The following is a 24916-nucleotide window of genomic DNA, read 5'->3' as shown; positions in this document are numbered from 1 at the left end:
TACCACATTCGACGACGCCGCGGGCTCGCCGGGCGAGGCGTGTAAACGCCCTCCTGAGGCCCATTCCTGACGCAACTGACGGAAGTTGCGTCATTCTCTATTACCTGTACTAGTGAACTCTCTCTAGTAGGTGGAATAGAGAATGACGCAACTTCCGTCAGTTGCGTCAGGTTTATTCGCGCCGGGACGAATCAGGGGCCGTCACCGGCCCTCCGACCGGCGAAACGTGAGCAGCTCCAGCGTCCCCGGCCCTCTCAATAGGTGTCACCCACCGAGAGGACCCCTTCCCCATGCCCGCCGCCGCCCACCCCGCCCCGTCCGCCGAGGAGCTCGTCTCCGCCGTCGCGGCTGAGTACGCCCCCGAGCTCGTCGTCTCCGCCGTGCGGCGTCTCCATCGATACCAGGAAGGGAGCGGGCGACGCTGCGAGCGATGCAAGGAGCGGAAGCCCCTGAGCGAGTTCGCTCGATACAGCCGCGACCCGAGCGGCCTCAATCGGTACTGCCGAGACTGCAAGAAGGAAGAGAACGCCCGCTATCAGGCGTCACTTAAGAGGTAACTCCGGCCCTCTCTACTAGTGAGCCCCCTAGGGCTCTCCCTCGCTGTGCGCCGTTCTGCCGCGCAGCTTCGGCGTGTGTCCACGCCGTGACTTCGTCCTCTGTGTGGCGAAGCGGGCGCGCACACTCCGGGGTGGACTGCGCGCCCCCTCACTCTTTTGATGCTCGCCACTCGGCGGGCGTCTTTTCGCGGCCCCTCAGCCGTTCGAACCTCTAAAGGAGGCACCGTGACCCACCTGACGCAGTGCGCCCAGTGCGGCGATCTCTTCGAGGCGACGCGGGTCGACGCCCGCTTCTGCACGTCCGCCTGTCGAGGCACGTCCTGGCGATCGGCACGCGAGGCCGAGGCCGACACCTTGCGCCGCATCGGAGCCGAGCTCCTCGCCCGCCTCACGACCGCCGTCCAGACCGGCGCACCCGAGGCCGAGCTCGACGCGATCATCGCCGAAGCGCACCGGGTACTCCCCGCGGCGTAACGCCCCTCATTCCTCCGGATGCGACCCCGCTGCATCCGGCCACCCCGGAAGGAAACACCATGACAGAGACAGAACACCCGCTGCCGAAGCCGAGCGACGACCACACCCGCTACCGGCGAGCTCGCGGTCGAGCGCTGTTCCAGGAAGCTCGACACGAGCCGCTGAACGAAATAGTCGAAGCCCTCCCCGAGCTCGCCACAGCACGGCAGGCCTGGCAGGACGAGAACGCGAAAGGCGACGAGCTCGACGCGGCCGAGAGGGTCGCCGCGAAAGCCCTCGACGCCCTCAGCGTCCCCCCGCAGCGCACACGCGCGCCCGGCGTCCCGATCGACGAGTACGAGGTCGCGCAGAGCGCCTACGCAGTCGCAGAGCGGGCGACGATCGCTCAGTCGAACCGAGCCCTGGCAGCTCTAAAGCGATTCGATGACCTCACTCACGATCCCGCGACACGAGCCGAGCGGATCGCCGTCGCGTCCGCTGTCGCCGCAGCCCATCACGCGACCGCTGTCGCGGCGTGGAAGACGCTCCGAGAGGCGCTCGACGCCCGCGACCTCGCCCACACAGCGGCCGCTTCGCCCGGCCGACACTGGACCGCGCGGTATCGCGGGAAGCCCTACAACGACAAGCACTATGCCGAGGCGTACTACAGCGGCCGTGTCGACGGATTCGACCTCGGCGCTCTCACCCAGGAGGCTTGACCGTGCCTAGCCACAAGACGATCTCGCAGCTCGTAGAGAGCACAGTAGAAGGCACCAGCCTCCCCGACCGCGTCGAGGACCTCGACCTGTTCTCCCGGCGCACAGTCAACCGCTACGCGGCGCGCCACAAGATCGCTCCCGCCGACGCCCTCACGCAGCTCCTCGCGAACGGCTCGACGAATGCCGCCGACTGGGCAGAGGCGAAAGCGCTCGCGATGGCGATCCGGCAATGACCCCACGCGACGTTCCCGCGAACCTCCTCGACGGGACACTCTACGTCGACGCCGTCCGCGCTGACGGCGGCCCCTTCGAGGGCGGGGCGGAGCCGTTGCCCTTCCTCGACGAGGACGACCTGTGCTGAGTCAGGACGACGTCGACGCCCGCTTCGGCGCGATCGCCCGACACGAGTCACGCGTCGTTCGCGGCGCACGCGCCTACCTCGTCGGCCGGGCTCTCGGCGTCGTGATCGGGATCGCACTCGGGGCTGTCACGCTCTCCGGCGTGATCCTCGTCGGCGTCGCGGTCTGGCGCTCGATCCTCGGCGCGTAGCGCGCGCACAGCATCGCCAGGGGGCGGCCCGCGCCCGTCCCCTGGCTTCCTCAAACCCACACCACACAGGAGCCCCCTATGACGAAACTGATGAAGCTAGCAACCCGTCCCGCCGACCTGCCTCGCGAGCAGTTTCAGCGATATCAGGAGCTTGTAGCCGAGCTGACCGCACCGCTCCTGAAGTTCGCCTCCGTCGCGTTCGCAAGTGAGGCGAGCGCCGCCATGCGTAGGCCCTACGGCAAGACGGAATGGCTCGAACTGACCTCGATCGAACGGACGCGCCGGATCAAGGCACATGGCCGCAAGCGCGCCGAAGCGGCACTAGCTCGCGAACTCGCCCCCGAGCCTGCCCCTGTCCGCCGCGCTCCCTCGTCCCGCTATGTCGTCGCGTGCGCGGACGCGTGCGGCGAGATGGTCCCCGCGCGCGGCCCCCGTCCTGTTCTCGCGTTCATGCGCGGACACGCGCCCGCCAAACGCCGAGCGACCCGCCCCAAGTAGGACCGATGAGGCGCAGCTCAGAGAGGTGTGCTGAGCAGGCTAGTCCCGCGAGGAGGCGTCAGTAAGTTTCTGGCGGCTGCGACTTCGCACACGCGAAAGCAGCGCAACCACGACCCAGACGACACCAAACCCAAGATATACAACGGCAGCCGGCCAGTGCCCATCACTTTCAATCAGCGACGTGACGAGATAGCTGCCGCCCAACACCAGCCAGCCCGCACCAATTGTCATGTACGCGCCGAACGTGTGCTTCCGTATCCACGCGATCACACGCCGCATCGTACGCCCGTTCGTTCATGACGAGCGTTTGGCACTCATCTCGCGACCCCGAGCCCCACCCGGGCCTGAGGACGTAAACGACAACGACGCCGACGGGTGGGGGTGTCTCTCCCCCTCCCCTCCCGACAAGCCCGGACGGGCATAGCGCGGGCCCCTAGCTACCGGCAGCGCTCTGATTTTCGCTAGATGTCGCGTGCCGCAGGCGGCGCCGGTGGCGCAGGAGGCTCCGGGGTGGGCGCAGGAGTCGGCCGGAGTTGCTCAGGCATGATCTGGATAACAACTTGCACGTCAGGCTTCTCTTCGGGAATCAGGGACACGCCGACCTGGAGCACCGCGGCAAGGATTCCGACGTAGGCGATCGCCTCCGCGCGGCTCTTCGGCTTCAGCTTGTTCCAGATGTTGTTCGCCGCGAAGAGGGCCTCAACTCCAGGGGCCGATGGATCATCGATCTCGTAAAGCGCCACGCCGAGCGGAATTGAGCCGTCGAGTAGCCCGTTCTTCAAGTGCGCGCGCTCGTCCACGTTGAGCTTGTGTGTTATCGGCCAAACAACGTCCACCACACGTCTGATCTCCCGAAGCGATAGACGCTCCAGCTCGTCAAAAGACAAGAGCTCCAGCTCATCAAAGCTCAGATTCTCCATGTCGTCCCACGTCGCCATATTCGACCTCCCGCCGCACACCCTAACGCGCCATTCCCGGTGCCATCGCCGAAGGACAAAATGACCATCGAAGCAGAACCAGACTGGGAACTCCCGGCCGACTGGACCGAGGGAGCGCGTGACCTCTTCCTCAGCGTAATCGAGCAGCGTCCGGACCTCGCAGGAGCCGAGCTCGGCGCCCTGGAGCAGGCCGCGGCCCTCCACTCCGCGGCGGAGCGCCTGGACAAGGTCAGTATCGCCGCGGGTATGGTCGCCCGCGGCTCGACGGGACAGACGATCGTCCATCCCGCTGTCGCAGAGGCTCGACTCGCCCGGACGGCGTCCGCGAGCATCCTCGCTCGCCTCGTCCCGGCAACGGCCGGCCCCATGACTAACTCGCAGCGGGGGCGCCGCGCCGCGCAAGCTAGGTACGCGAAGTGAGGCGCCCAGCTCGCGCTCCCAGCGAGCGAGGCGTCCTCATCGTCATGCCGCGCAATCGGTCCGGCGCGCTTCCAGCGTGGCACCCCGGTCGCCCCGTCGGCGGATGGTCCCCGGAGGCCGTCGCCGAGTCAGCCCTCGAATACGCAGAGCTCAACTCAGATCGTCCCCGCGACCGTCGGCGCGTCGCTCGCGCCGCCTACCTCGCACTGATGGCAGAGCTCCCGAGCGTCAAGCGCGCCGAGATCGAAGCGCGCCTCCGCGGAGAGCAGGCCGGAACAGCACGAGAGCTGGAGAGCCCCGAGGACGACGGCGAGGCACCGTTCTAGTATCCGGAGCGCTTATTCCTCGGTCTGACCTGTGTTCGCGCTGTCAGATGCGCCCGAACCTCCAGCGGGTCCGCGGGTCGGCTCAGGAGAAAACGCGAGGGGCGAGGCGCCCTTAGAGATAGTGGCCCCTTCCTCGACATGCCGGGGAACGCCCGCGCCACCAAGCAGGGTCTCGCCATTCGAAGTGCCTTCATCGGACATTTTCGGACTCCTTTTCTGGCGCCTGGTCGACCCACTCGACAACCGATTTGTCAGTGAGCGATACCCAGACCCCGTTGGTACCAACTATCTTCCCCTGGAAGTCGCCATTTCTGTCGATCTTCCATTGTGACTCGATATACATGTCCCGGCCGTGGGGATACGTGCTCAGATAAGACCGTGTCGAGAACCAGCCTCCGATGTACACGCCCGACTCCATGCGCACCCGCACGAAGCTGCCGGCCTTCAAGCTGTACGCCCTAAAGTCCCAGGCAGTGGGGGTCGAGCGGTAGTTCGACGTGCGCCGGAATCCACGCTTCTGCTTACCCCGGCGATTCAGACGAGGGCGACCTTCCGGGTCCGCGAGAGGAACACGCCGTATCCGAAGGTAGAACAGGACGGCGACTAGCGCCGGGACGATGACCAACATGAGGATCGCCAGCAGCGCTACGGGCTGCGGAGCGTCCGTGACGGGATTCCGCTTCTCTCGAATCTGTTGACTGATCCAGTCGCCGAAGACGAAGAGATAAACCGCGTCGAAGATCACGCTGACGAACAGTGCTTCAAGGATTCGTGCGGGCACACTAAAATCTGCGGCCTTCGTGCCGACGAGGGCAACCCGAACGGTTGTGAAGGTGATGCCCGGCAGGACGAACAGCACGAACAGCACGATCTGCGGGACGGAATCCGGTATCGACATGTCTCTCCTCGACGTCAGCCTAGAGGAGCGCCGAAACGTAGCTTTCCAGCTAAGGCTGAGATCAGCGGGCCTGCCGCCGGAGAAGCAAGTGTTCCCGCCCTCATCGGCGAGTACGGGCACCAAGTCTGACGCGTTTTCTTACGACCGTGGACTCACGAGTGTCAACGACCGTAGCGGCCGGATCATCGGAAGATCGTAATTTCGTCGGCGTGTCGCGGAACTCATGAGACGGTGGTCGCCGGGAGAATGAAACCGGCAGCACAAGACCCCGAAGGCACAACGCTCAGGGAAAGAGTCGAAGGCTTCCGGGGTCTGGGCTGATCTTCTGGCAGGTTGATCTCCGCACAGACTAATCCCTTCAGCACCGCCGCACGTGGACAGTCCCCGCTCGGCGTGCCGCTAGGGGAAGCCCGAGTGCGCCGGAGAGAAGAAGTGATGGCAGCAACAAGGACAGCTTCAAGCCTGGTCAGACTGTACCTACGAGCGGCCAGTGGGGCCTTGTGGGTCCCCGCGGCGGCAAGTCCGGCCAAGAAGTCACGTCGACGAAGGGCGAACCGTTCCCGCCGACTCCGAAGCCGAACATGACCTACAAGTTGAACGACAAGACGAAGTAGGCCACCGACGCGAAAGGCCCCCGGCCGAGCTCCTCGCTCAGTCGGGGGCCTTTCGTCGTCACATGGAGCACTTCCGCGAGGAGGCCTCCCTAGCCGCCGATCATGGACGTTATCGCGGCGACCATCGTGTGCCCCTTCTCGATCACGTCGAAGGGAACGTCGGCGGTCGCGCCGAGCAGCACGATCATCTTGCCTATCTCAGTGATCCGATGCCAGACTCCCGGGTCGTGTTTCATCAGCGCGCGCGTCTCGGGGTGCAATAGGACGGCCCCGACTGTGCCCTCGTACTCGCGCCGCAGGCCCTCTGGGCCGACGATCTTGTAGAGATCGACAGCGCGCGAGATCGCCGAGGCGTGCTCCCAGAGGATGCGCTTCGCCTCCGCGGGTACGTCATCGCCGCTCACGGCGGCGATGATCTCCTCAGCGAGTCGGCGGATCGCGTCCAGCGGCTCCTCCGGCTTCGGCGGCTTCTTGCTCTCGGATTCCGCTGTTGCGCTCTCGGCAGCGGGCTCCGCTGGCCATTCGCCGTCGAGCTCGTCATCGTCAGTGACGATCCCCGCGTGACCGTTGAGCACACGGCTGCACGTTTCCAGGTCGGAAAGCGTCCCCTTGTGGAACTGCCCCTTCGCTTGCGCCACCTGCATCCCGTACGCTTGCGGCGCCAGCTTCAGGACCGCCTCGGCCTCCGTCACTCCTCGGAGGAGCTGAGACCGTGGAATCGTTCCCTTCGGTAGCTCTGCGACGAGCTCCCGAATCTCTTTCGGCCAGGCCATGACGACGCTCATTGCAGAGAAGTAGCGAGGCCCGTCTTCGTCAGGCGTCCCGCCTACATATGAGCCCCAGGCACTCACGAGGTTCTGCGCGTCCGGCGCCGACCAGGTCGCTGACAGGAACTCCCAGAGACGACCGGCTGGGTTCAGCAAGTGCGGGTTCATGGGCACAGCTTAGAGGCGCCTCGACAAATCGCGTGCGCCTCGCTCGCGCACAAAAGGCCCTAGGTCGAGCATCCGCTCGATCTAGGGCCTTTTCGTGTTTCTGACGGGCGCAGAGCGCCCCGTATCATCGGAGGCGCGGCCTCGAGCTACTAGTCCTAGCTCGGGGTCGTCCTATACGTCGAGCGACTTCCGGCTCGCGACGACAACGTCGACCGGCTCGGAGAACTCGACGTCTCCGATCGTGTCACCGAAAAGCGTCTGAACGGCGAGTGCGGCGTCTTCGTACATCATTGCAATCTCCCTTCGGCGCTGCCCGGGTCGCACCGCCGAAGGAAGTTAAACACACCTTGCGGCCCCCCCGCTCGCGCCACGTAAGACGGCTCGCGCGGCGACACCCGGCTACCCGCGGAGTTCCGCCGATCCGAGCCGCCGACCCCCAAAATGGGCGACAGCTCGGCCGCACCCCTCGCGATACCGTGGCCGAGTGACACGCGACGAGATCATCGCGGCTATTGCCGCACGCCCCGAGGACGACCTCCGCGAGGCGATCGCCCAGGCGGCCTACGCGGCGCTCCTGGACGCCCAGAATCGCGGCGTGCCTTCGTCCGTGCGTGCGGGCCTCCTGAGCGAGTTCGCGGCCGTAAAGCGTGAGCTACTCGCGGCGCTCGCCGAGGTCGTCTCCGTCCGACCGTGAAAGGTGCGGTGTCGCGACTCTCGCTAGTCCGTCAATTGCTTTGGGTCTATCGGCGGGGGGTTGCTTCCGGGTGTGAAGAAGACCCCAGGCGGCACGTCGAGTTCAGGCACGACAAGCGAGAAGAACGCATAGATGCCATTGAAGGTGTTCGTAACCTCGCGCCCCGCGAGATGACTCATGAAGGCAGCAATTTGATCCGGGTAGCGGAGCAATGGCCTGCCCAATTCGCCCGCCTCAACCCGAGCCGGAAGTCTTTCGACCCAGCGAAGTTGTGGACGGCCTCCCCCGTAAGTCCCCGTGTGAATCCATCGGTCGCCCTCTACTTCGTAGATCGGGGAGCCCACTTCTGCAATTCCGACCACAGGCCGAATGCCGTGGTGCGACGCGTTCCGAGCGCCGACGGCCCCCTCCACGTACCGACCTAGGTCAGACTCAATATCTGTAGCCGCCCCATAACGCCCACTTATCCTCAGGTGCTCGTCGAGGCTGTGGACCCACTCCAGAGCGTCGTATGTGGCCGTGATTGCAGTTAGCGGGTCCGGAAGGGAGTCCGGCCCTTCAGGCGACTGCCCTGCGGGGTTCGATGCGTGCCCCAGCCGAATAACCGCTCGGAGTAGGCCCGCCGTTCCGACTCTGAGAGGCTGGCGAAATTCAGGTGCTGCCTCATCGGGATATATCCGCTCGCGCCACCGACCCCACGCGAGATACCTGTCGAGGGGGAACGCACCGCCGTCGCGCAACGGTGGCCGCACCCATACCGGATCGCCCGAGTCCTCGAACTCAGGTCCGACTTCGACATCAGCTTCCATATTGAGCCTCCTTCATCTTTGAGTGCTCACACCATAGGTCAGCCCTACGACTCCGCAAGCTGAAAGCTCGGCTTGTCGGAAGTTGCGCAAGCAGACATTCGAATCTATGTTCGAATCATCATGGGACAGAATCGCCGCCATGGCTCCGACGTAACGGACGCGACGCTGAATGAGTTCCTCACCCGACCCGAACCGATCTCCCTCACTGAGCCTGAGACAGGCGCTCCAGTGACCGAGGCCGCCGAGCCGATCCGCGTCCGTGCCTGGGTCCGTTTCCCAGAGTCCCCGTCGAGGTCGACGCCGTCGCGACAGCCTGGACAAAGCGCGCCGTCCTCGTCGAGTTCACCATGCGCGACGGCAAGAAGCGCCGCGCCTGGGTCTGGGCGTCCGCCGTCAGCCGGCGCTGATCGCCTTTTTGGACTGAGTCCACATATGCTGGACGCTATGACTACATCGCCACTGACCTCATTACGTGGTCAGATTCAGTTCGATGTCACGGGGCTAAGCGCCAACTCCGTGCCGTATACCGAGGCCCTCGAACAGCAACGTGCTCTGCACGCTGCCGTCGTAGCTGGCCGGGCGCCCGATACCGTCATCCTCCTCGAGCACCCGTCGGTGTACACCGCCGGCAAACGCACCGAGCCCGACGAAAGGCCGACCGACGGCACCCCCGTCATCGATGTCGACCGCGGCGGGAAGATCACCTGGCACGGGCCGGGGCAGCTCGTGGGATACCCGATACTCCGACTCGCCGAGCCGATCGACGTCGTCGGCTACGTGCGCAGGCTCGAAGGCATCCTCATCGACGTGCTCGCCGAACTGGGCGTGCACGGCGAACAGGTGCAGGGCCGCTCCGGCGTGTGGATCCGCGGGGTGCAGCGCGACGAGAAGATCGCCGCGATCGGCATCCGGGTCGCCGAAGGGGTGACGATGCACGGCTTCGCCCTCAACTGCTCCAACGGCTTCGCGGCCTACGACGCGATCGTCGCCTGCGGCATCCGGGATGCCGGGATCACCTCGATCAGCCGCGTGCTCGGGCGCACGGTGACACCGCACGACGTGGCTCCCCTGGTCCAGGCGCGCTTCGCGAGAGAACTGGAGTCCGTCGCATGAGCGCCGCACCCGAGGGGCGCCGGATGCTGCGCCTGGAGATCCGCAACGCCGAGACGCCGATCGAACGCAAGCCGGAGTGGATCAAGACCAAGGCCAGGATGGGCCCGGAGTACCGCCAGCTGCAGAGCCTCGTGAAGAGCGAAGAGCTCCACACGGTCTGCCAGGAGGCCGGCTGCCCGAACATCTACGAGTGCTGGGAGGATCGCGAGGCGACCTTCCTCATCGGCGGCGCGCAATGCACGAGGCGCTGCGACTTCTGCCAGATCGACACGGGCAAGCCGGCCGACTACGACACCGACGAGCCGCGACGCGTGGCCGAGTCGGTGTCGCGGATGAACCTCCGGTACGCCACCGTCACGGGAGTCGCCCGAGACGACCTGGACGACGAAGGGTCGTGGCTCTACGCCGAGACGATCCGCGAGATCCACCGGCAGAGCCCGGGCACTGGTGTCGAGATCCTGGTCCCCGACTTCTCGGGCAACCCGGAGTACCTCGGCGAGGTCTTCTCCGCGCGTCCGGAGGTGTTCGCGCACAACGTCGAGACCGTTCCGCGCATCTTCAAGCGCATCCGGCCGGCCTTCCGATACGACCGCTCGCTCGACGTGATCACGCAGGGGCGCGCGGCGGGGCTCATCACCAAGTCCAACCTCATCCTCGGGATGGGCGAGGAGCGCAGCGAGGTCAGCCAGGCTCTCCAGGACCTGCACGACGCCGGAACCGACATCATCACCATCACCCAGTACCTGCGGCCGAGCCCCCGCCACCTCCCGGTCGCGCGCTGGGTGCATCCGGACGAGTTCGTCGAACTGAAGCAGGAGGCCGAGGGGATCGGATTCCTCGGCGTGCTCGCCGGGCCGCTCGTGCGATCGTCGTACCGCGCCGGCCGCCTGTGGGCCCAGTCGATGCAGGCGAAGGGCCGCGCCGTGCCGGACGAGCTGAGGCACCTCGCCGATGCGTCGCTCGGGTTCGCGCAAGCCGTATCCTGACGGCGAACTGCGTCACGTCGAGGGCGTCCGAGCCGGTATCCTAGTGAACATGGCACGCAAGGAGAAGACCACCAAGGAGCCCGGCCGTCTGAAGCAGATGTGGCAGGTCTTCCAGATGACCCGTCGCTACGACAATCGGGCTGTCGCATACATCGTCGGCGGGCTCGCGCTGCCGATCATCCTGGGCGTGCTGCTCTCGATCTTCCTGTCCGACGGCAACGTGTTCACGATGGTGCTGTGGATCCTCGCCGGCGTGCTCGCCGGCGTCCTGGTCGCGCTCATCATCCTCGGCCGTCGCGCCGAGCGTGCCGCATACTCGCAGATCGAGGGGCAGCCGGGCGCCGTCGGAGCGGTCCTGCGCAGCTCGCTCAAGCGCAGCTGGCGCGGCTCCGAGATGCCGATCGCGGTCAACGGCAAGACGCAGGACGCGGTCTACCGCGCCGTGGGTCGCGGCGGTGTCGTGCTCATCAGCGAGGGGCCCAAGACACGAACGGTCCGGATGCTCGAAGAGCAGCGTCGCAGCGTGAACCGCGTGCTCCCGAACGTCCCGGTCACGACGATCAGCGTCGGGCCCGATGCCGACTCGATTCCCTTGCACAAGATTCCGCGCAGGCTCGCCAAGATCAAGCCGGTGCTCACCAAGGCCGAGGTCCTGGCGATCAGCAACCGTCTGCAGTCGCTTGAGAACCCGATGCCGATCCCGAAGGGCGTCGACCCGATGAAGGTGCGCGCGCAGCGCTCCCGCTGACGCGGGCATTCCGCGTCCCGCTCAGGCGCGGATGAGGACCGTTCCCGCGATCTTGTCGTGGAATCCACGCTGATCGGAATCCCACACGAGCGCCGGGACCACGATGGCGAGCAGGAGCGAGCGCACGAGGGGCCGCCACACGCCGACCCACCCGCCCTGCAGAGCGATCACGCGCATCCCGAACACACGGTGGCCGATGCCGCCGCCGATGGTCGGGATGAACACCACCTGCATCAGCACGAAGATGCCCAGGGTCGCCCAGCCGTTGGGCTGGCCGTCGATCCGGAAGAACGCGAACGAGATCAGGTAGGCGATCCCCCAGTCGACCACCAGCGCGCCGATGCGCCGGCCCGCGCGACCGACCGACCCGCGGCCCTCCTCCGGAAGACCGAGACGTTCCCCCGGATATCTGCTCGGTGCGACGTCGCCGGAACGGGAGGGCTGGGGATTCTGGGGCACTCGACGAGTTTACCGGCCTGGGGTACACGTAACATGCCGGAAACATTAGTGTCACCGCGGGGAAACCCCCTCCCCATACCTTTGACTTGGGCCGCACGCGTGGTCCACCTCGTTCCACAAGCTATTGGGAGTCCTCCGCATGTTCCGTGATTCTTCCGAGGTGCTCAAGTTCATCAAGGACACCGACGTCAAGTTCCTTGATATCCGCTTCACCGATCTGCCTGGTGTGCAGCAGCACTTCAACATTCCCGCGTCGACCGTTGATGAAGAGTTCTTCTCCGTCGGCCAGCTCTTCGACGGCTCGTCCATTCGCGGCTTCGCGTCGATCCACGAGTCCGACATGCAGCTCATTCCCGACGTGTCGACGGCGTACGTCGACCCGTTCCGTGCCGAGCGCACGCTCATCATGGTCTTCGACATCTACAACCCGCGCAACGGCGAGATCTACGCGAAGGACCCGCGTCAGGTCGCTAAGAAGGCCGAGAAGTACCTCGCCTCCACCGGCATCGCCGACACGGCGTACTTCGCCCCCGAGGCGGAGTTCTACATCTTCGACGACGTGCGCTACGAGGTGAACCAGCACTCCAGCTTCTACGCGGTGGACTCCGAGGAGGGCGCCTGGAACAGCGGCCGCACCGAAGAGGGCGGCAACCTCGCCAACAAGACCCCGTACAAGGGCGGATACTTCCCGGTGAGCCCGGTCGACAAGCAGGCCGACCTGCGCGACGACATCTCCCTCAAGCTCATCGACGCCGGCCTCATCCTCGAGCGCGCGCACCACGAGGTGGGCACCGGCGGCCAGGCGGAGATCAACTACCGCTTCGACACCATGGTGCACGCCGCCGACGACATCCTGAAGTTCAAGTACATCGTCAAGAACACGGCGAACGACTGGGGCAAGGTTGCGACCTTCATGCCGAAGCCGCTGTTCGGCGACAACGGCTCGGGCATGCACACGCACCAGTCGCTGTGGAACGACGGCAAGCCGCTGTTCTACGACGAGGCCGGCTACGGCGGCCTGTCCGACATCGCCCGCTGGTACATCGGCGGCCTGCTCAAGCACGCTCCGGCCGTGCTGGCGTTCACCAACCCGACGGTGAACTCGTTCCACCGTCTGGTCCCCGGCTTCGAGGCGCCCGTGAACCTGGTCTACTCGGCCGGCAACCGGTCGGCGTCCATCCGCATCCCGATCACGGGCACCAACCCCAAGGCCAAGCGCATCGAGTTCCGCGCTCCGGATGCCTCGGGCAACCCGTACCTCGCGTTCGCCGCCCAGCTGATGGCCGGTCTCGACGGCATCAAGAACCGCATCGAGCCGCACGAGCCGGTCGACAAGGACCTCTACGAGCTGCCGCCCGAGGAGGCCAAGAACATCCCCCAGGTTCCCGGCACGCTCGCCGAGGTGCTCGACGCGCTCGAGGCCGACCACGACTTCCTGCTCGCAGGCGGCGTGTTCACCCCGGAGCTCATCGAGACCTGGATCGACTACAAGCGCGAGAAGGAGATCAAGCCCCTCGCGCAGCGCCCGCACCCGTTCGAGTACGAGCTGTACTTCGGCGTCTAGTCGGAATGCCCCGGAATCCCGGGGTTTCTCAGGCCCGGCGGACGCCTCAGTCCGCAAAGAGTCCGCCCGAGTCGTAGGACGGTCCGCGAAAGCGGCCGAAGCCGCGGCCCGGGCGGACTCGTCTTTGTCGGGCACATGTGCTCTCACATGTCCAGCGTCGTCTTGGCGAATGCGCGCCGAAGGCGCGCCTGCACCGTATTGATGTCGAGTCCCGCGGCGATCAGCAGCGAAGCGTCGTAATGCCGCACGCCGTGGATGCGCGAGTCCTCAGGCTGACCCTTCACGGTCTCTCGCGCCGTCCTGAACGCTGTCTCGGCCTTCTCTGCGTGCCGCTGCTCGTGCCGTAGCGCCTGCTCAAACCGGGATGAGCGGGTGAATGCGATCCAGTTCAGCCTTGTGCTCCGCGGTCTCGATCTCCAGCAGATAGTGCGACTGGAGATTGAGCCAGAACTCTGCCGACGTGCCGAAGGCCCGCGACAAGCGCAGAGCAGTGTCTGTTGTGATCGCACGCCTGTTGTTGACAATGTCCCCGACGCGCTGCGCTGGAACATTGATGGCCTTTGCAAGCGCATACTTGGTCAGCCCAAGCGGCTTCATGAATTCTTCGAGCAGAATCTCGCCCGGGGGAATCGGTTCTGTCATTTGTCGCTCCCTTCTGTAGTGATGGTCGACTCCTTTAGCGATAGTCGACGATATGAACGTTCTCGGGGCCACCGGTGGTCCATTCGAAACAGATCCTGAACTGATCGTTGGTTCGAATGCTGAATTGGCCTTGTCTATTGCCACTCAGCTTCTCAAGCCTGTTGCCGGGTGGGACACGGCAGTCAATAAGATCGGTACTGAATCGCCGAGCACGGCGATCATGCCACACGTGCTCGGTGTCGTCGTCGGCGAATGACTGGAGCACCCTCAGATAGGAACGCGGCGCGTTATTGACGTCAAGCGTTACTAGTGCCACGCGTGACTGAGTCGAGCGCGTCCAGCCGCGTTCTCTCATCCGCGATTGCGGCACGATCGGCATGCGGCGCAAAGTCAGGATGCCGTGCTCCCGTATAAAGCACGGCATCGGCCTGAACGCTCCGAGACGGTCACCCGAGTGGGCGCCCGACCGGGCCCTTGAGCGGAATTGTACGCCCGATTCCTGGCGGTGAAAGGGGTCGCGCCAGGTCGCGAGCGTCACGAGCCCGATCAGGCCGTGGAGGGCGCCGGCCGTTCCGGCTGGCCGTAGAAGGACCGCTCGAAAACGGCCCGTGCACGCCGGGTCAGCGCCAGGTAGTCCTGCTCCAGCTGACTCGCCGACCCCGGCGGAAACTCGAGCAGCCGTGCGACTCCGTCGAGCTGCACGCGGTCGGAGGGGAGCACATCCGCCGTCTTGTTGGTCCAGAGGGTCATCGCCGAACGGACACGCGAGGCGAAGACCCAGGCATCCCGGAGCTTGGCGGCATCGTCGGCGCTCACCAGGCCGTTCTCGGCGGCGACCGCCAGAGCCTCCAGCGTGGAGGTCGTGCGCAGCGCGGTCAGCTCCGACCCGTGCTGCAGCTGGATCAGCTGCACGAACCACTCGACGTCGCTCAGCGAGCCACGGCCCAGCTTGACGTGCCGGGTGGGGTCCGCGCCCTGCGGGAGACGTTCGTTCTCGACCCGGGCCTTGATGCGCTTGACCTCGCGCACGGCCTGGTCGCTGATGGCGCGCGGGAAGCGCACCTCGTCGGCGACTGCCTCGAAGTCGTCGAGCAGCGCCGCATCTCCGGCCACCCCGCGCGCGCGGAGCAGCGCCTGGGCCTCCCAGGTGAGCGACCAGCGCTCATAGTAGGCGCGATACGAATCGAGCGACCGCACCGGGGTGCCGTTCTTGCCCTCCGGCCGCAGCCCGATGTCGAGGTCGAGCGGCAACCGGTTGTCCTCCGTGAGCCTGTTCAGCTCGGAGACGATGGCGAGCGCGGCCGTGTGGGCGACACCCTGATCGTCGCCGAGCGCCCGGAAGACGTACATCACGTCGGCGTCCGAGCCGAAGCCGAGCTCCCGCCCGCCGAAGCGTCCCATCCCGATGACCGCGAACTCGAGCAGGTCCCGGTCGCCTCGGGATGCCCGCACGGCCTCGAGCACCCCGGAGATGACGTTCTCGGTGATCGCCGTGAGGCCCTGGGCCAGCTCCTCGACGCTGCAGAACCCGAGGATGGCGGAGAACGCGAGCCGCAGGATCTCCCGGCGCCGAGCCGCCCGCAATGCCGCCGCCGCCGTCTCGGGCGAGGCATGGCGGGCGAGGATCGCGCGCGTCTCCTCCCGCAGCAGGGCGGCGGATCGCGGCCGCAGCTCGTCCTCGGACTCCAGCCAGGCCACCGACTCGGGGATGCGCCCCAGCAGTTCGCCGGCGAACCGCGAGCCGGACAGCACGCGGGTGAGTCGCTCGGCCGCGCCGGTCGAGTCGCGGAGCATCCGGAGGTACCAGTGCGTCGAGCCGAGATCTTCGCTGAGCCGGCGGAAGGTGAGCAGACCGTAGTCGGGGTCGGCGCCGTCGGCGAACCATTGCAGCATCACCGGCAGCAGATGGCGCTGGATGGTCGCCCGGCGCGACACTCCCCCGGTGAGCGCGCCGATGTGGGCGAGGGCGCCCTTCGGGTCGCGGAAGCCGATGGCGGCGAGCCGGGCCTCGGCCTGGGCGCTCGTCAGGCCCGCCCCTCCCGCCAGTCGCGTGTCCTCACTCGGCGTCGCGGCGACGGCGCTCAGCAGCGGCCGGTAGAAGAGCCGCTCGTGCAGTCCGCGGACCCGGTGCTTGATGGCGGTCCAGCGCTCGAGGAGCTGCGTGGCGCCGGGCGCGAGTCCGGATGCCCGTGCTAGCACGCGCACGTCGCCTTCGTCGCGCGGCATGAGGTGGGTGCGGCGCAGGTGCCGCAGCTGCAGGCGGTGCTCGAGCAGCCGGAGCGTGCGGTAGTCGTCGGAGAACTCGGCGGACTCCTCGCGGCCGATGTAGCCTTGCGCGGCCAGGGCGGCGAGGGCGGGCAGGGTGGCCCGCTGGTGCACCTGATCATCGGTCTGACCGTGCACGAGCTGCAGCAGCTGCACCGTGAACTCCACGTCTCGCAGGCCGCCCGGGCCGAGCTTGAGCTGATACTCGACCTCGTCGTCGGGGATGTGGTCGGTGACGCGTTCGCGCATCCGCTGCACCGACTCGACGAAGTTCTCGCGGGACGCACTGTTCCACACCTTGGGCGAGAGGGCGTCGACATACCGCCGACCGAGGTCGAGGTCGCCGGCGAGCGGTCGCGCCTTGAGCAGCGCCTGGAACTCCCAGCCCTTCGCCCAGCGGTCGTAATACGCGAGGTGCGACTCGAGTGTGCGCACCAGGGCGCCGTCTTTGCCTTCCGGCCGCAGGTTGGGGTCGACCTCCCAGAGGCCCGGCTCGATGGCGGGAGCGTCGATGCCGCGCATCATCAGCACGGCGAGGCGGGTGGCGATGTCGACGGCGCGACCGGAGGAGACGCCCGCCTCCTCGTCGCCCTCCGCGACGAAGATCACGTCGACATCGCTCACATAATTGAGCTCGCGGGCGCCCGCCTTGCCCATGCCGATCACGGCGAAGCGGGTGGCGCGCACCTCGTCTTCGGGGAAGCGCCCGGGGCCCGATCCGCTCGACTGCTGCCGGGCGACGGCGAGGGACGCCTCGAGCGCCGCCGCCGCGAGATCGGCGAGGGCCGCCGCGACGTCGTCGAGTCCCTCGACCGGGTCGGACTGCTCCAGATCGAAGCTCACGATCTGCACCAGCCGCCGACGGTACCGGATGCGCAGAGCCGTCCACGCCTCCTCCTCGGTGAGCGTCGCGAAGCCGTCATGCGCTCCGACCGATTCGAGCAGGTCGTCGCGCAGCTCAGCGGGCGACGGGAGCCGTGTGACCGGGTCGGCCAGAGCATCCATCTGCGCGGGCTGCCGGAGGAAGAACTCGGCGAGGCCCTCCGAGGCGCCGATCACCCGCACCGCACGCTCGGCCACGTCGCGGCGTCCGACGAACGCGGCGCCCGCATCCGGTGCACGCCTCAACAATGTGATGGCCGACGCCAGCGCAGTGTCGGGGTCGGCAGCCACCCGGAACACGGGAAGCGACTCCTCGACCGTGAGACCGGTCAGCTCCGAGAGCGCGTCGAGTTGTGCGCGCACGGAGCTCAGCCCCACGAATCCGGCTCGCGCCAGAGTGGTCAGGGAGAGCTGGTCGCGCGCCACGGCGCCTAGAGGATCTCGAGGTTTGTGCGCAGCTCGTACGGGGTGACCTGCGCGCGGTAGGCGTGCCACTCCTGCCGCTTGTTCAGCAGCACGTAGTTGAACACCTGCTCGCCGAGCGTCTCCGCCACCAGCTCCGAGTCCTCCATCAGCGAGATGGCGTGGTCGAGGCTTGCCGGCAGCTGGCTGTAGCCGAGGGCGCGGCGCTCGGCGTCGCTGAGCGCCCACACATTGTTCTCGGCCTCGGGCGGGAGCTCGTACTGCTCTTCGATGCCCTTGAGGCCGGCGGCCAGCATGAGCGAGAACGCGAGGTACGGGTTGGCCGCGGAGTCGATGGCACGGTACTCGACACGCGAGCTCTGGCCCTTGTTGGGCTTGTAGAGCGGGACGCGTACGAGGGCCGAGCGGTTGTTGTGCCCCCAGCAGACGAAGCTGGGGGCCTCGTCGCCGCCCCAGAGGCGCTTGTACGAGTTGACGAACTGGTTCGTGACCGCCGTGATCTCGGGCGCATGCCGCAGCAGGCCCGCGATGAAGTGCCGGCCGATCTTCGACAGCTGGTATTCGGCGCCCGCTTCGAAGAACGCGTTCGTGTCCCCCTCGAAGAGCGACATGTGGGTGTGCATCCCGGAGCCCGGATGCCCGGACAGGGGCTTGGGCATGAACGTGGCGTAGACGCCCTGCTCGATCGCCACCTCTTTGATCACGGTGCGGAACGTCATGATGTTGTCGGCGGTGGTGAGCGCGTCGGCGTAGCGGAGGTCGATCTCGTTCTGGCCTGGGCCCGCCTCGTGGTGGCTGAACTCGACCGAGATGCCGAGGTCTTCGAGCATCCGGACCGAGCGGCGACGGAAGTCGTGCGCCGTGCCGCCGGGCACGTTGTCGAAGTAGCCGGCCGAGTCCACGGGCTCGGGACCCTCCGGGCCGTACTGCGACGACTTGAGCAGGTAGAACTCGATCTCGGGGTGCGTGTAGAACGTGAACCCGCGGTCGGCCGCCTTCTCGAGCGTGCGCTTGAGCACGTTGCGGGGATCGGACACCGACGGCTGCCCGTCGGGTGTGGTGATGTCGCAGAACATGCGCGCTGTCGGGTCGATCTCGCCGCGCCACGGGAGGATCTGGAACGTGGTGGGGTCCGGATGCGCGAGCAGGTCGGATTCGTAGGCGCGGGTCAGCCCCTCGATGGCCGAACCGTCGAAGCCGAGGCCCTCGCTGAAGGCTCCTTCGACCTCGGCGGGCGCGATCGCGACGGACTTGAGGGTGCCGACGACATCGGTGAACCACAGCCTCACGAACTTGATACCGCGTTCCTCGATCGTGCGAAGAACGAAGTCGCGCTGCTTGTCCATCGTGCCCCTTTCGTCAGCCTTCTTAGGCTACTGGTTCACAGGCCCCGACGCGGCCATCTGGAGGGGCCCGCTGCTCACTAGACTGAGCGCATGTCAGAGCAGTCGCCGATGCCGTCCGTCTCCCCTTCGACCACGATGCAGTCGCTCAAACGGGTTCGGACGAGGCACTTCCAGGCAGCCAAGGAAGAGGGCACGAAGTTCACCGGGCTCACCAGCTACGACCAGCTGACCGCCCAGATCTTCGACGCGGCCGGCATCGACTTCCTGCTGGTCGGCGACTCGGCAGGCAACAACGTGCTCGGCTACGACACGACGCTCCCGGTCACGGTGGACGAGCTCATCCCGCTCACCCGCGCGGTCGCCGGCGCCGTCAAGCGCGCGTTCGTGGTCGCCGACATGCCGTTCGGCTCCTACGAGACCGGCGCGCTCGAGGCCTTGCACACGGCCGTGCGGTTCATGAAGGAGACCGGCGCGCACGCCGTCAAGCTCGAGGGCGGCGTGCGCAGCGCCGAGCAGATCCGGCGGATCGTCGACGCGGGCATCCCGGTCATGGCCCACATCGGCTTCACGCCGCAAAGCGAGCACGGCCTGGGCGGCCACATCATCCAGGGCCGCGGACACGGCGCCGAGCAACTGCTCGCCGACGCTCACGCGGTCGAGGACGCCGGAGCGTTCGCCGTCGTCATGGAGATGGTGCCCGCGGAGGTCGCGAGCCGGGTGACGGCCGAGCTGCGCATCCCGACCATCGGTGTGGGCGCGGGCCCGGATGTCGACGGCCAGCTGCTCGTCTGGACGGACTGGGCAGGGCTGAACACAGGGCGCATCCCGCGCTTCGTGAAGCAGTACGCCGACCTGCGCGGCGTGCTGACGGATGCGGCGACGGCGTTCAAAGCCGACGTGCAGGGTGGCGCGTTCCCCACCGAGGAGCACAGCTTCTAGCGGAGCACAGCCCTTCAGCGGACCCGCTCAGCGGTCGTCGGCGGCGTCTTCCTCAGCCCACTTCGCACTGTTCTCACGCAGCTTCTCGAGCGCATGCTCAGCCTCGACGCGGGTGTCGAACGGCCCGACACGATCGGGCGCCGGCGAGAGGAAACCCTGCTCGACCTCGCCCGTCTTCATGTTGTACCAGTAGCGGTGCTCCGCGTCCTGAGTGATCCCGTGGTCGTTCTCTGCGGTCATAAGCTTGATCCTATGCCCAAGGATTCCGCCGGTCACCTGGTTCCCGGACTCGTCTCGCCGATGCGTGCCGTTCCCTCGCGCATCCCCCGACCGGAATATGTGGGGAAGGCGGGTCCCGCCCCCTACACCGGCGGCGACGTCTACACGCCGGCCGAGATCGAGCTGATCCGAGCATCCGGTCGCATCGCCGCGCAGGCGATCGAACGGGTCGGCCAGGCCGTGCAGCCGGGCGTCACCACCGAGGAGCTCGACATCATCGGGCACGAGTTCCTGCTCGCCAACGACGCGTACCCGTCGACGCTCGGCTACCGGGGATACCCCAAATCGATCTGCAGCTCGGTCAACGAGGTGATCTGCCATGGGATCCCCGACGACACCGTCATCGAAGACGGCGACATCGTGAACATCGACATCACCGCGTACACGAACGGCTTCCACGGCGACAGCAACCAGACCTTCATCGCCGGCACCGCGACCGAGGAGGTGTCCCTGCTGGTCGAACGCACCCGCGAGGCCCTGAGCCGCGGCATCAAAGCCGTCGCTCCGGGACGCCAGGTGAACGTGATCGGCCGCGCCATCGAGTCGTACGCCAAGCGGTTCGGCTACGGCGTCGTACGCGACTTCACCGGTCACGGCGTCGGCGCCGCGTTCCACTCCGGCCTGATCATCCCCCACTACGACTCGGCCCCGCTCTACGACGACGTGATGGAGGTCGGCATGGTCTTCACCATCGAGCCGATGCTCACGCTCGGAACGCACGAATGGGACATGTGGGCCGACGACTGGACCGTCGTCACCCGCGACAAGAGCATCACGGCGCAGTTCGAACACACCCTCGTCGTCACCGAGCGCGGCGCCGAGGTGCTCACTCTTCCCTGACGCAGGCCCTGACGCACCGCCGAGGCGGGGTAGATTCGTGGACATGAGTTCGAAGAACATCGCAATCGGAATCGACATCGGTGGAACCGGGATCAAAGGGGGCATCGTCGATCTCGACTCCGGCGAACTCGTCAGCGATCGCGTCAAGCTCCCGACCCCTGCGGACGGCAAGCCCGACGACATCGTCGACACCACCCTGAAGATCGTCGAGCAGCTGGCGGCAGAAGACCCGGATGCGCCCGTCGGAATCTGCTTCCCCGCGATCGTCAGCCACGGGGTCACCCTGTCCGCCGCGAACGTGTCCAAGAAGTGGATCGGTCTCCGCGCGGAAGACCTGTTCGAGAAGGCGCTCGGCCGCGACATCCACTTCGTCAACGACGCCGACGCCGCCGGCTACGCCGAGTCGCGTTTCGGTGCGGCGAAGGACCGCGACGGTCTGGTGCTGATGACGACGCTCGGCACCGGCATCGGCTCCGCCCTCATCTACAACGGTGTGCTCATCCCGAACGCCGAACTCGGCCACCTCGAGATCGACGGCGCCGACGCCGAGTCGAAGGCCTCGTACTCGGCGAAGGAGCGCGAAGACCTCTCGTGGGACAAGTGGGCGAAGCGCCTGCAACGGTACTACTCCACCCTCGAGTTCCTGTTCACCCCCGACCTGTTCATCGTGGGCGGCGGCGTGTCCAAGAACTACAAGGACTTCCTCCCCCTCCTCGACCTGAAGACCGAGATCGTTCCGGCAGCGCACCGCAACAACGCGGGCATCCTGGGCGCGGCAGCACTGGCGGTGCGAACGGCCCGCTAGGGTCGGGAGCCTCGACATGGACGGGTAGACGATGCCACGAGGCCGCTTGCGGGTCATGCTCGGCGCGGCTCCCGGCGTCGGAAAGACGTACACGATGCTCGAGGAGGGCACGCGGCTGCGCGCTCTCGGCACGGACGTCGTCGCCGCCGTCGTGGTCGCTCACGGCCGCGCCGCCACGGAGGCTCTGCTCGACGGGCTCGAGGTCGTCCCGCGCCGCACGGTCGAGCATCGCGGCGTCGAGCTGACCGAGCTCGACCTGGATGCCGTGCTCGCTCGGGCCCCGCAGCTCGCGCTCGTCGACGAGCTCGCCCACACGAACGTCCCCGGATCCGAGCACGCCAAGCGCTGGGAGGACGTCGAGGCGATGCTGGACGCCGGCATCGACGTGATCTCGACCGTGAACATCCAGCACATCGAGTCGCTGAACGGCGTGGTCGAGCAGGTCACCGGCACGCATCAGCGCGAGACCATCCCCGACTCGGTACTGCGCCGCGCGGACCAGATCGAGGTGGTCGACCTCGCACCCGAGGCTCTGCGCGATCGCCTCACCGACGGCGTCGTGTACCCGGCCACCCGCATCGACGCCGCCCTCTCCAACTACTTCCGCCTCGGGAACCTCACCGCTCTCCGCGAGCTGGCCCTGCTCTGGCTGGCCGACGAGGTGGACAGCTCGCTCGAGCGGTATCGGGCCGAGCACGGCATCGACGAAACCTGGGAGGCTCGCGAACGCGTGGTCGTGGGGCTCGTCGGTGGACCGCACGGCGAGACATTGGTACGGCGAGGAGCGCGAATCGTCGAGCGCTCGGTAGGCGGCGAACTGCTGGCCGTGCACGTGTCCAGCCAGGACGGCCTTCGCGAGCCGAATCCGGGCGCGCTCGCGGCTCAGCGCACCCTCGTCGAGCAGCTCGGCGGCACCTATCACCAGGTGGTCGGTGACGACATCGCGCTGGCACTCGTCGATTTCGCGCGCCGCGCGAACGCCACACAGCTCGTCATCGGTGTCAGCAGGCGGGGCCGTCAAGCCGCCCTGCTGTCCGGAGCCGGAATCGCGGCCACCGCGATCCGCGAGTCCGGCGACATCGACGTGCATGTCGTCTCCCAGACGCATGCCGGTGAAGGCTTCTCAATGCCCCGCCTGAGCGGCGGCCTCACCGTACGTCGCCGCGTCTACGGTTTCGCAGTGGCACTCATCGTCGGTCCGCTGCTCACCTGGCTGCTGGTCGGTCTGCACAGCGAGGACTCCCTCACCAGCGAGGTGCTCAGCTACCAGCTGCTGGTGGTCGTCGTCGCCCTGGTCGGGGGCATCTGGCCGGCACTGTTCACCGCGCTGGTGTCCGGGCTCGCGCTCGACTACTTCTTCGTCGAGCCTCTCCACGAGATCTCGATCGGCGAGCCACTGCACCTGCTGGCCCTCGTCTTGTTCCTCCTCATCGCGACGCTGGTGAGCCTGGTGGTCGATCGGGCCGCCCGGCGCAGCCGCACGGCCAAGCGAGCCGCGGCGGAGGCGGAGCTGCTGGCGACCGTGGCCGGCGGCGTCATCCGCGGTGAGGACACCGTGCAGGCGCTCGTCGTCCGCACCCGGGAGGCCTTCGGGCTCGCAGGCGTGCAGCTGTTCCACGAGGACGAGGTGGTCTCGACGGACGGCGAGCCCACCGAGACCGAGCAGACGCACCGTGTCCCGGTCGGCGACCGCGGGAGGCTGGAGCTCTCCGGCGGCGACCTGGACGCCGCTGACCGCCGCCTGCTCGCCGTCATCGTCACCCAGCTCGATGCGGCGCTCGAGCGCCAGGAACTGGCCGCCACGGCCAGCGAGCTCGGTCCGCTCACCGAGACCGACCGCGTGCGCAGCGCACTGCTCGCCGCGGTCGGCCACGATCTGCGCCGTCCCCTCGCGGCCGCCACCGCCGCCATCACCACCCTGCGTCAGGAGGACATCCACCTGAGCGCGGACGATCGCGAAGCCCTGCTCGAGACGGCCGAGGACGGCCTCGCCGCACTGTCTCGACTGGTCACCAACCTGCTCGATGTGAGCCGGGTCCAGGCCGGCGTGCTCGCCGTCTCCCTCTCCGTCGTCGGCCTCGACGACATCGTGCCCGGCGCACTCGACGAGCTGTCGCTCGGGCCGGCCGACATCGAACTCGACGTCCCGGTCGCGCTCCCCGCGATCACCGCCGACGGTGGGCTGCTGCAGCGGGTGCTGGTCAATCTGCTGAGCAACGCGATGCGGTTCGAGTCGGCCGGGTCGCGTCCGATCCTCGCGGCCAGCGAATTCGCCGGGATGGTGCAGCTGCGCGTGATCGATCACGGCCCGGGCATCCCCGGCGAGCGCCGGGAAACGGTCTTCCTCCCGTTCCAGCGGCTCGGCGACACCGACAACACCACCGGCATCGGCCTGGGTCTCGCGCTCTCCAAAGGCTTCGTCGAAGGGATGGGCGGCATCCTGGAGGCCGAGGACACCCCCGGTGGCGGCCTGACGATGGTCGTCTCGCTGACGGCTGCCGAGACCGATGGGAGCCCAGCGTGAGAATCCTCATCGCCGACGACGACCTGCAGATCCTGCGCGCGCTGCGGATCCTTCTCACCGCTCGCGGATACGAGGTCTCGATCGCCCGAACAGGCGCCGAAGCGCTCAGCGAGGCGGTGGAACACCATCCCGACCTCGTCATGCTCGACCTCGGGATGCCCGAACTGAACGGCATCGACGTCATCGAGGGTCTGCGCGGCTGGAGTCAGGTGCCGATCCTCGTCGTCTCGGGCCGCACCGACTCCATCGACAAAGTGGGAGCGCTCGATGCGGGAGCGGACGACTACGTGACCAAGCCGTTCGCGGCGGACGAGCTGCTGGCGCGCATCCGGGCCCTCACGCGGCGCCAGCCGGCCGCGTCCGACGAGCCGGTCGTGCGGTTCGGCGACATCGCAGTGGACCTCGCCGCTCATCAGGTCACCCGCAGCACGCCGGCCGGCACGGAGACGGTGCGCCTCACGCCCACCGAGTGGGCGATCCTCGACGTGCTCGTGCGCAACCCGCGCCGCCTGGTGACCCGGCAGTCGCTCCTCACGGAAGTGTGGGGTCCGCAGTACACGAATGACACCGGATATTTGCGGCTCTACCTGGCGCAGCTGCGCAAGAAGCTCGAACCGGAGCCGTCGCATCCCCGCTACCTGCTGACCGAAGCCGGGATGGGCTACCGCTTCTCCCCCGACGGCGACTGACG

The 24916-nt window shown here is 67.1% G+C and carries 30 protein-coding genes; 18 read left to right on the top strand and 12 right to left on the bottom strand.

What is annotated here, in order from left to right; genetic code table 11:
• Positions 1-254: 254 nt before the first annotated feature.
• On the bottom strand, positions 255-395 hold the full coding sequence (locus ACFVV5_RS13765) for a hypothetical protein (protein WP_387244909.1): 141 nt from the start codon (positions 393-395) through the stop codon (positions 255-257).
• Between the two features lie 387 nt (positions 396-782).
• Between ACFVV5_RS13765 and ACFVV5_RS13760 the strand changes: the two genes are divergently transcribed.
• The 6 genes from ACFVV5_RS13760 (at position 783) to ACFVV5_RS13735 (ending at position 2776) form a co-directional block, all read left to right on the top strand.
• Positions 783-1031 (top strand): hypothetical protein, encoded by a 249-nt coding sequence (locus ACFVV5_RS13760; protein ID WP_387244906.1) that lies wholly within the window; start codon positions 783-785, stop codon positions 1029-1031.
• 59 nt (positions 1032-1090) lie between these two features.
• Positions 1091-1729, top strand: a complete 639-nt coding sequence (locus ACFVV5_RS13755; protein WP_387244903.1) for a hypothetical protein — start codon at positions 1091-1093, stop codon at positions 1727-1729.
• Between the two features lie 2 nt (positions 1730-1731).
• The gene (locus ACFVV5_RS13750; protein ID WP_387244900.1) at positions 1732-1962 is read left to right on the top strand and encodes a hypothetical protein; all 231 of its coding nucleotides are present in this window, start codon (positions 1732-1734) and stop codon (positions 1960-1962) included.
• Entirely contained in the window at positions 1959-2090 is a 132-nt protein-coding gene (locus ACFVV5_RS13745; protein ID WP_387244897.1) for a hypothetical protein, read from the top strand. Before ACFVV5_RS13750 ends, ACFVV5_RS13745 begins: the two co-directional genes overlap by 4 nt.
• Positions 2084-2278 carry a hypothetical protein gene (locus ACFVV5_RS13740; protein ID WP_387244894.1) on the top strand — a complete coding sequence of 65 codons (195 nt, stop codon included), beginning with the start codon at positions 2084-2086 and terminating at the stop codon, positions 2276-2278. Before ACFVV5_RS13745 ends, ACFVV5_RS13740 begins: the two co-directional genes overlap by 7 nt.
• Before the next feature lie 78 nt (positions 2279-2356).
• Positions 2357-2776: a hypothetical protein gene (locus ACFVV5_RS13735; RefSeq protein WP_387244891.1), complete on the top strand. Its 420-nt coding sequence runs from the start codon at positions 2357-2359 to the stop codon at positions 2774-2776.
• A 39-nt stretch (positions 2777-2815) separates the two neighbouring features.
• Here the strand turns inward: ACFVV5_RS13735 and ACFVV5_RS13730 are convergent, their stop codons facing one another.
• Together ACFVV5_RS13730 and ACFVV5_RS13725 are read right to left on the bottom strand one after the other, a co-directional pair.
• The gene (locus ACFVV5_RS13730; RefSeq protein WP_387244888.1) at positions 2816-3046 is read right to left on the bottom strand and encodes a hypothetical protein; all 231 of its coding nucleotides are present in this window, start codon (positions 3044-3046) and stop codon (positions 2816-2818) included.
• A 191-nt stretch (positions 3047-3237) separates the two neighbouring features.
• Complete coding sequence (locus ACFVV5_RS13725) at positions 3238-3714, bottom strand: hypothetical protein (protein ID WP_387244885.1); 477 nt, start codon at positions 3712-3714, stop codon at positions 3238-3240.
• Positions 3715-3774: 60 nt separating this feature from the next.
• Between ACFVV5_RS13725 and ACFVV5_RS13720 the strand changes: the two genes are divergently transcribed.
• Positions 3775-4134, top strand: a complete 360-nt coding sequence (locus ACFVV5_RS13720; RefSeq protein WP_387244882.1) for a hypothetical protein — start codon at positions 3775-3777, stop codon at positions 4132-4134.
• Between the two features lie 44 nt (positions 4135-4178).
• Complete coding sequence (locus tag ACFVV5_RS13715; RefSeq protein WP_387244879.1) at positions 4179-4460, top strand: hypothetical protein; 282 nt, start codon at positions 4179-4181, stop codon at positions 4458-4460.
• Positions 4461-4650: 190 nt separating this feature from the next.
• Here the strand turns inward: ACFVV5_RS13715 and ACFVV5_RS13710 are convergent, their stop codons facing one another.
• Entirely contained in the window at positions 4651-5358 is a 708-nt protein-coding gene (locus ACFVV5_RS13710; protein WP_387244876.1) for a DUF6338 family protein, read from the bottom strand.
• Positions 5359-6061: 703 nt separating this feature from the next.
• A complete protein-coding gene (locus ACFVV5_RS13705; RefSeq protein WP_387244873.1) occupies positions 6062-6664 on the bottom strand; it encodes a hypothetical protein in 603 nt (200 codons plus the stop codon).
• Positions 6665-7391: 727 nt separating this feature from the next.
• Between ACFVV5_RS13705 and ACFVV5_RS13700 the strand changes: the two genes are divergently transcribed.
• The 4 genes from ACFVV5_RS13700 to ACFVV5_RS13685 all read left to right on the top strand — a co-directional run bounded on the left by ACFVV5_RS13700 (position 7392) and on the right by ACFVV5_RS13685 (position 11257).
• Positions 7392-7601: a hypothetical protein gene (locus tag ACFVV5_RS13700; RefSeq protein ID WP_387244870.1), complete on the top strand. Its 210-nt coding sequence runs from the start codon at positions 7392-7394 to the stop codon at positions 7599-7601.
• 1253 nt (positions 7602-8854) lie between these two features.
• Positions 8855-9523 (top strand): lipoyl(octanoyl) transferase LipB, encoded by a 669-nt coding sequence (gene lipB / locus ACFVV5_RS13695; RefSeq protein WP_387244868.1) that lies wholly within the window; start codon positions 8855-8857, stop codon positions 9521-9523.
• On the top strand, positions 9520-10509 hold the full coding sequence (lipA, locus tag ACFVV5_RS13690) for a lipoyl synthase (RefSeq protein ID WP_387244865.1): 990 nt from the start codon (positions 9520-9522) through the stop codon (positions 10507-10509). Before lipB ends, lipA begins: the two co-directional genes overlap by 4 nt.
• A gap of 49 nt (positions 10510-10558) precedes the next feature.
• Positions 10559-11257, top strand: a complete 699-nt coding sequence (locus tag ACFVV5_RS13685) for a DUF4191 domain-containing protein (RefSeq protein ID WP_387244862.1) — start codon at positions 10559-10561, stop codon at positions 11255-11257.
• Between the two features lie 21 nt (positions 11258-11278).
• Here the strand turns inward: ACFVV5_RS13685 and ACFVV5_RS13680 are convergent, their stop codons facing one another.
• Positions 11279-11716 (bottom strand): RDD family protein, encoded by a 438-nt coding sequence (locus tag ACFVV5_RS13680; protein ID WP_387244859.1) that lies wholly within the window; start codon positions 11714-11716, stop codon positions 11279-11281.
• A gap of 139 nt (positions 11717-11855) precedes the next feature.
• Between ACFVV5_RS13680 and glnA (ACFVV5_RS13675) the strand changes: the two genes are divergently transcribed.
• Entirely contained in the window at positions 11856-13280 is a 1425-nt protein-coding gene (gene glnA, locus ACFVV5_RS13675; RefSeq protein WP_387244856.1) for a type I glutamate--ammonia ligase, read from the top strand.
• A gap of 143 nt (positions 13281-13423) precedes the next feature.
• Here the strand turns inward: glnA (ACFVV5_RS13675) and ACFVV5_RS13670 are convergent, their stop codons facing one another.
• From ACFVV5_RS13670 to glnA (ACFVV5_RS13650), 5 genes are all read right to left on the bottom strand, one after another.
• Positions 13424-13564 (bottom strand): hypothetical protein, encoded by a 141-nt coding sequence (locus tag ACFVV5_RS13670; protein ID WP_387244853.1) that lies wholly within the window; start codon positions 13562-13564, stop codon positions 13424-13426.
• A gap of 70 nt (positions 13565-13634) precedes the next feature.
• Positions 13635-13922: a HigA family addiction module antitoxin gene (locus ACFVV5_RS13665; RefSeq protein WP_387244850.1), complete on the bottom strand. Its 288-nt coding sequence runs from the start codon at positions 13920-13922 to the stop codon at positions 13635-13637.
• A 34-nt stretch (positions 13923-13956) separates the two neighbouring features.
• Positions 13957-14277 carry a type II toxin-antitoxin system RelE/ParE family toxin gene (locus ACFVV5_RS13660; protein ID WP_387244987.1) on the bottom strand — a complete coding sequence of 107 codons (321 nt, stop codon included), beginning with the start codon at positions 14275-14277 and terminating at the stop codon, positions 13957-13959.
• A 191-nt stretch (positions 14278-14468) separates the two neighbouring features.
• Complete coding sequence (locus ACFVV5_RS13655) at positions 14469-17495, bottom strand: bifunctional [glutamine synthetase] adenylyltransferase/[glutamine synthetase]-adenylyl-L-tyrosine phosphorylase (RefSeq protein ID WP_387244847.1); 3027 nt, start codon at positions 17493-17495, stop codon at positions 14469-14471.
• Positions 17496-17500: 5 nt separating this feature from the next.
• Positions 17501-18838 carry a type I glutamate--ammonia ligase gene (glnA, locus tag ACFVV5_RS13650; RefSeq protein WP_387244844.1) on the bottom strand — a complete coding sequence of 446 codons (1338 nt, stop codon included), beginning with the start codon at positions 18836-18838 and terminating at the stop codon, positions 17501-17503.
• Positions 18839-18928: 90 nt separating this feature from the next.
• Between glnA (ACFVV5_RS13650) and panB the strand changes: the two genes are divergently transcribed.
• Positions 18929-19777 carry a 3-methyl-2-oxobutanoate hydroxymethyltransferase gene (gene panB, locus ACFVV5_RS13645; RefSeq protein WP_387244842.1) on the top strand — a complete coding sequence of 283 codons (849 nt, stop codon included), beginning with the start codon at positions 18929-18931 and terminating at the stop codon, positions 19775-19777.
• A 27-nt stretch (positions 19778-19804) separates the two neighbouring features.
• Here the strand turns inward: panB and ACFVV5_RS13640 are convergent, their stop codons facing one another.
• On the bottom strand, positions 19805-20017 hold the full coding sequence (locus tag ACFVV5_RS13640) for an SPOR domain-containing protein (protein WP_387244839.1): 213 nt from the start codon (positions 20015-20017) through the stop codon (positions 19805-19807).
• A 12-nt stretch (positions 20018-20029) separates the two neighbouring features.
• Between ACFVV5_RS13640 and map the strand changes: the two genes are divergently transcribed.
• The 4 genes from map to ACFVV5_RS13620 are packed head-to-tail and all read left to right on the top strand — an operon-like array spanning position 20030 to position 24914.
• Positions 20030-20896 (top strand): type I methionyl aminopeptidase, encoded by an 867-nt coding sequence (gene map / locus ACFVV5_RS13635; RefSeq protein ID WP_387244836.1) that lies wholly within the window; start codon positions 20030-20032, stop codon positions 20894-20896.
• Between the two features lie 43 nt (positions 20897-20939).
• Positions 20940-21701 (top strand): polyphosphate--glucose phosphotransferase, encoded by a 762-nt coding sequence (gene ppgK / locus ACFVV5_RS13630; RefSeq protein WP_387244833.1) that lies wholly within the window; start codon positions 20940-20942, stop codon positions 21699-21701.
• Positions 21702-21732: 31 nt separating this feature from the next.
• Positions 21733-24225, top strand: a complete 2493-nt coding sequence (locus ACFVV5_RS13625; RefSeq protein WP_387244830.1) for a DUF4118 domain-containing protein — start codon at positions 21733-21735, stop codon at positions 24223-24225.
• Positions 24222-24914 carry a response regulator gene (locus ACFVV5_RS13620; RefSeq protein ID WP_387244827.1) on the top strand — a complete coding sequence of 231 codons (693 nt, stop codon included), beginning with the start codon at positions 24222-24224 and terminating at the stop codon, positions 24912-24914. The genes ACFVV5_RS13625 and ACFVV5_RS13620 overlap by 4 nt, the downstream gene beginning before the upstream one ends.
• The last annotated feature ends 2 nt before the right edge of the window (positions 24915-24916 follow it).

It is taken from the genome of Leifsonia sp. NPDC058248 (genome assembly GCF_042881905.1).
GTDB lineage: Bacteria > Actinomycetota > Actinomycetes > Actinomycetales > Microbacteriaceae > Leifsonia.
This window is presented reverse-complemented; position numbering and strand designations above follow the sequence as displayed.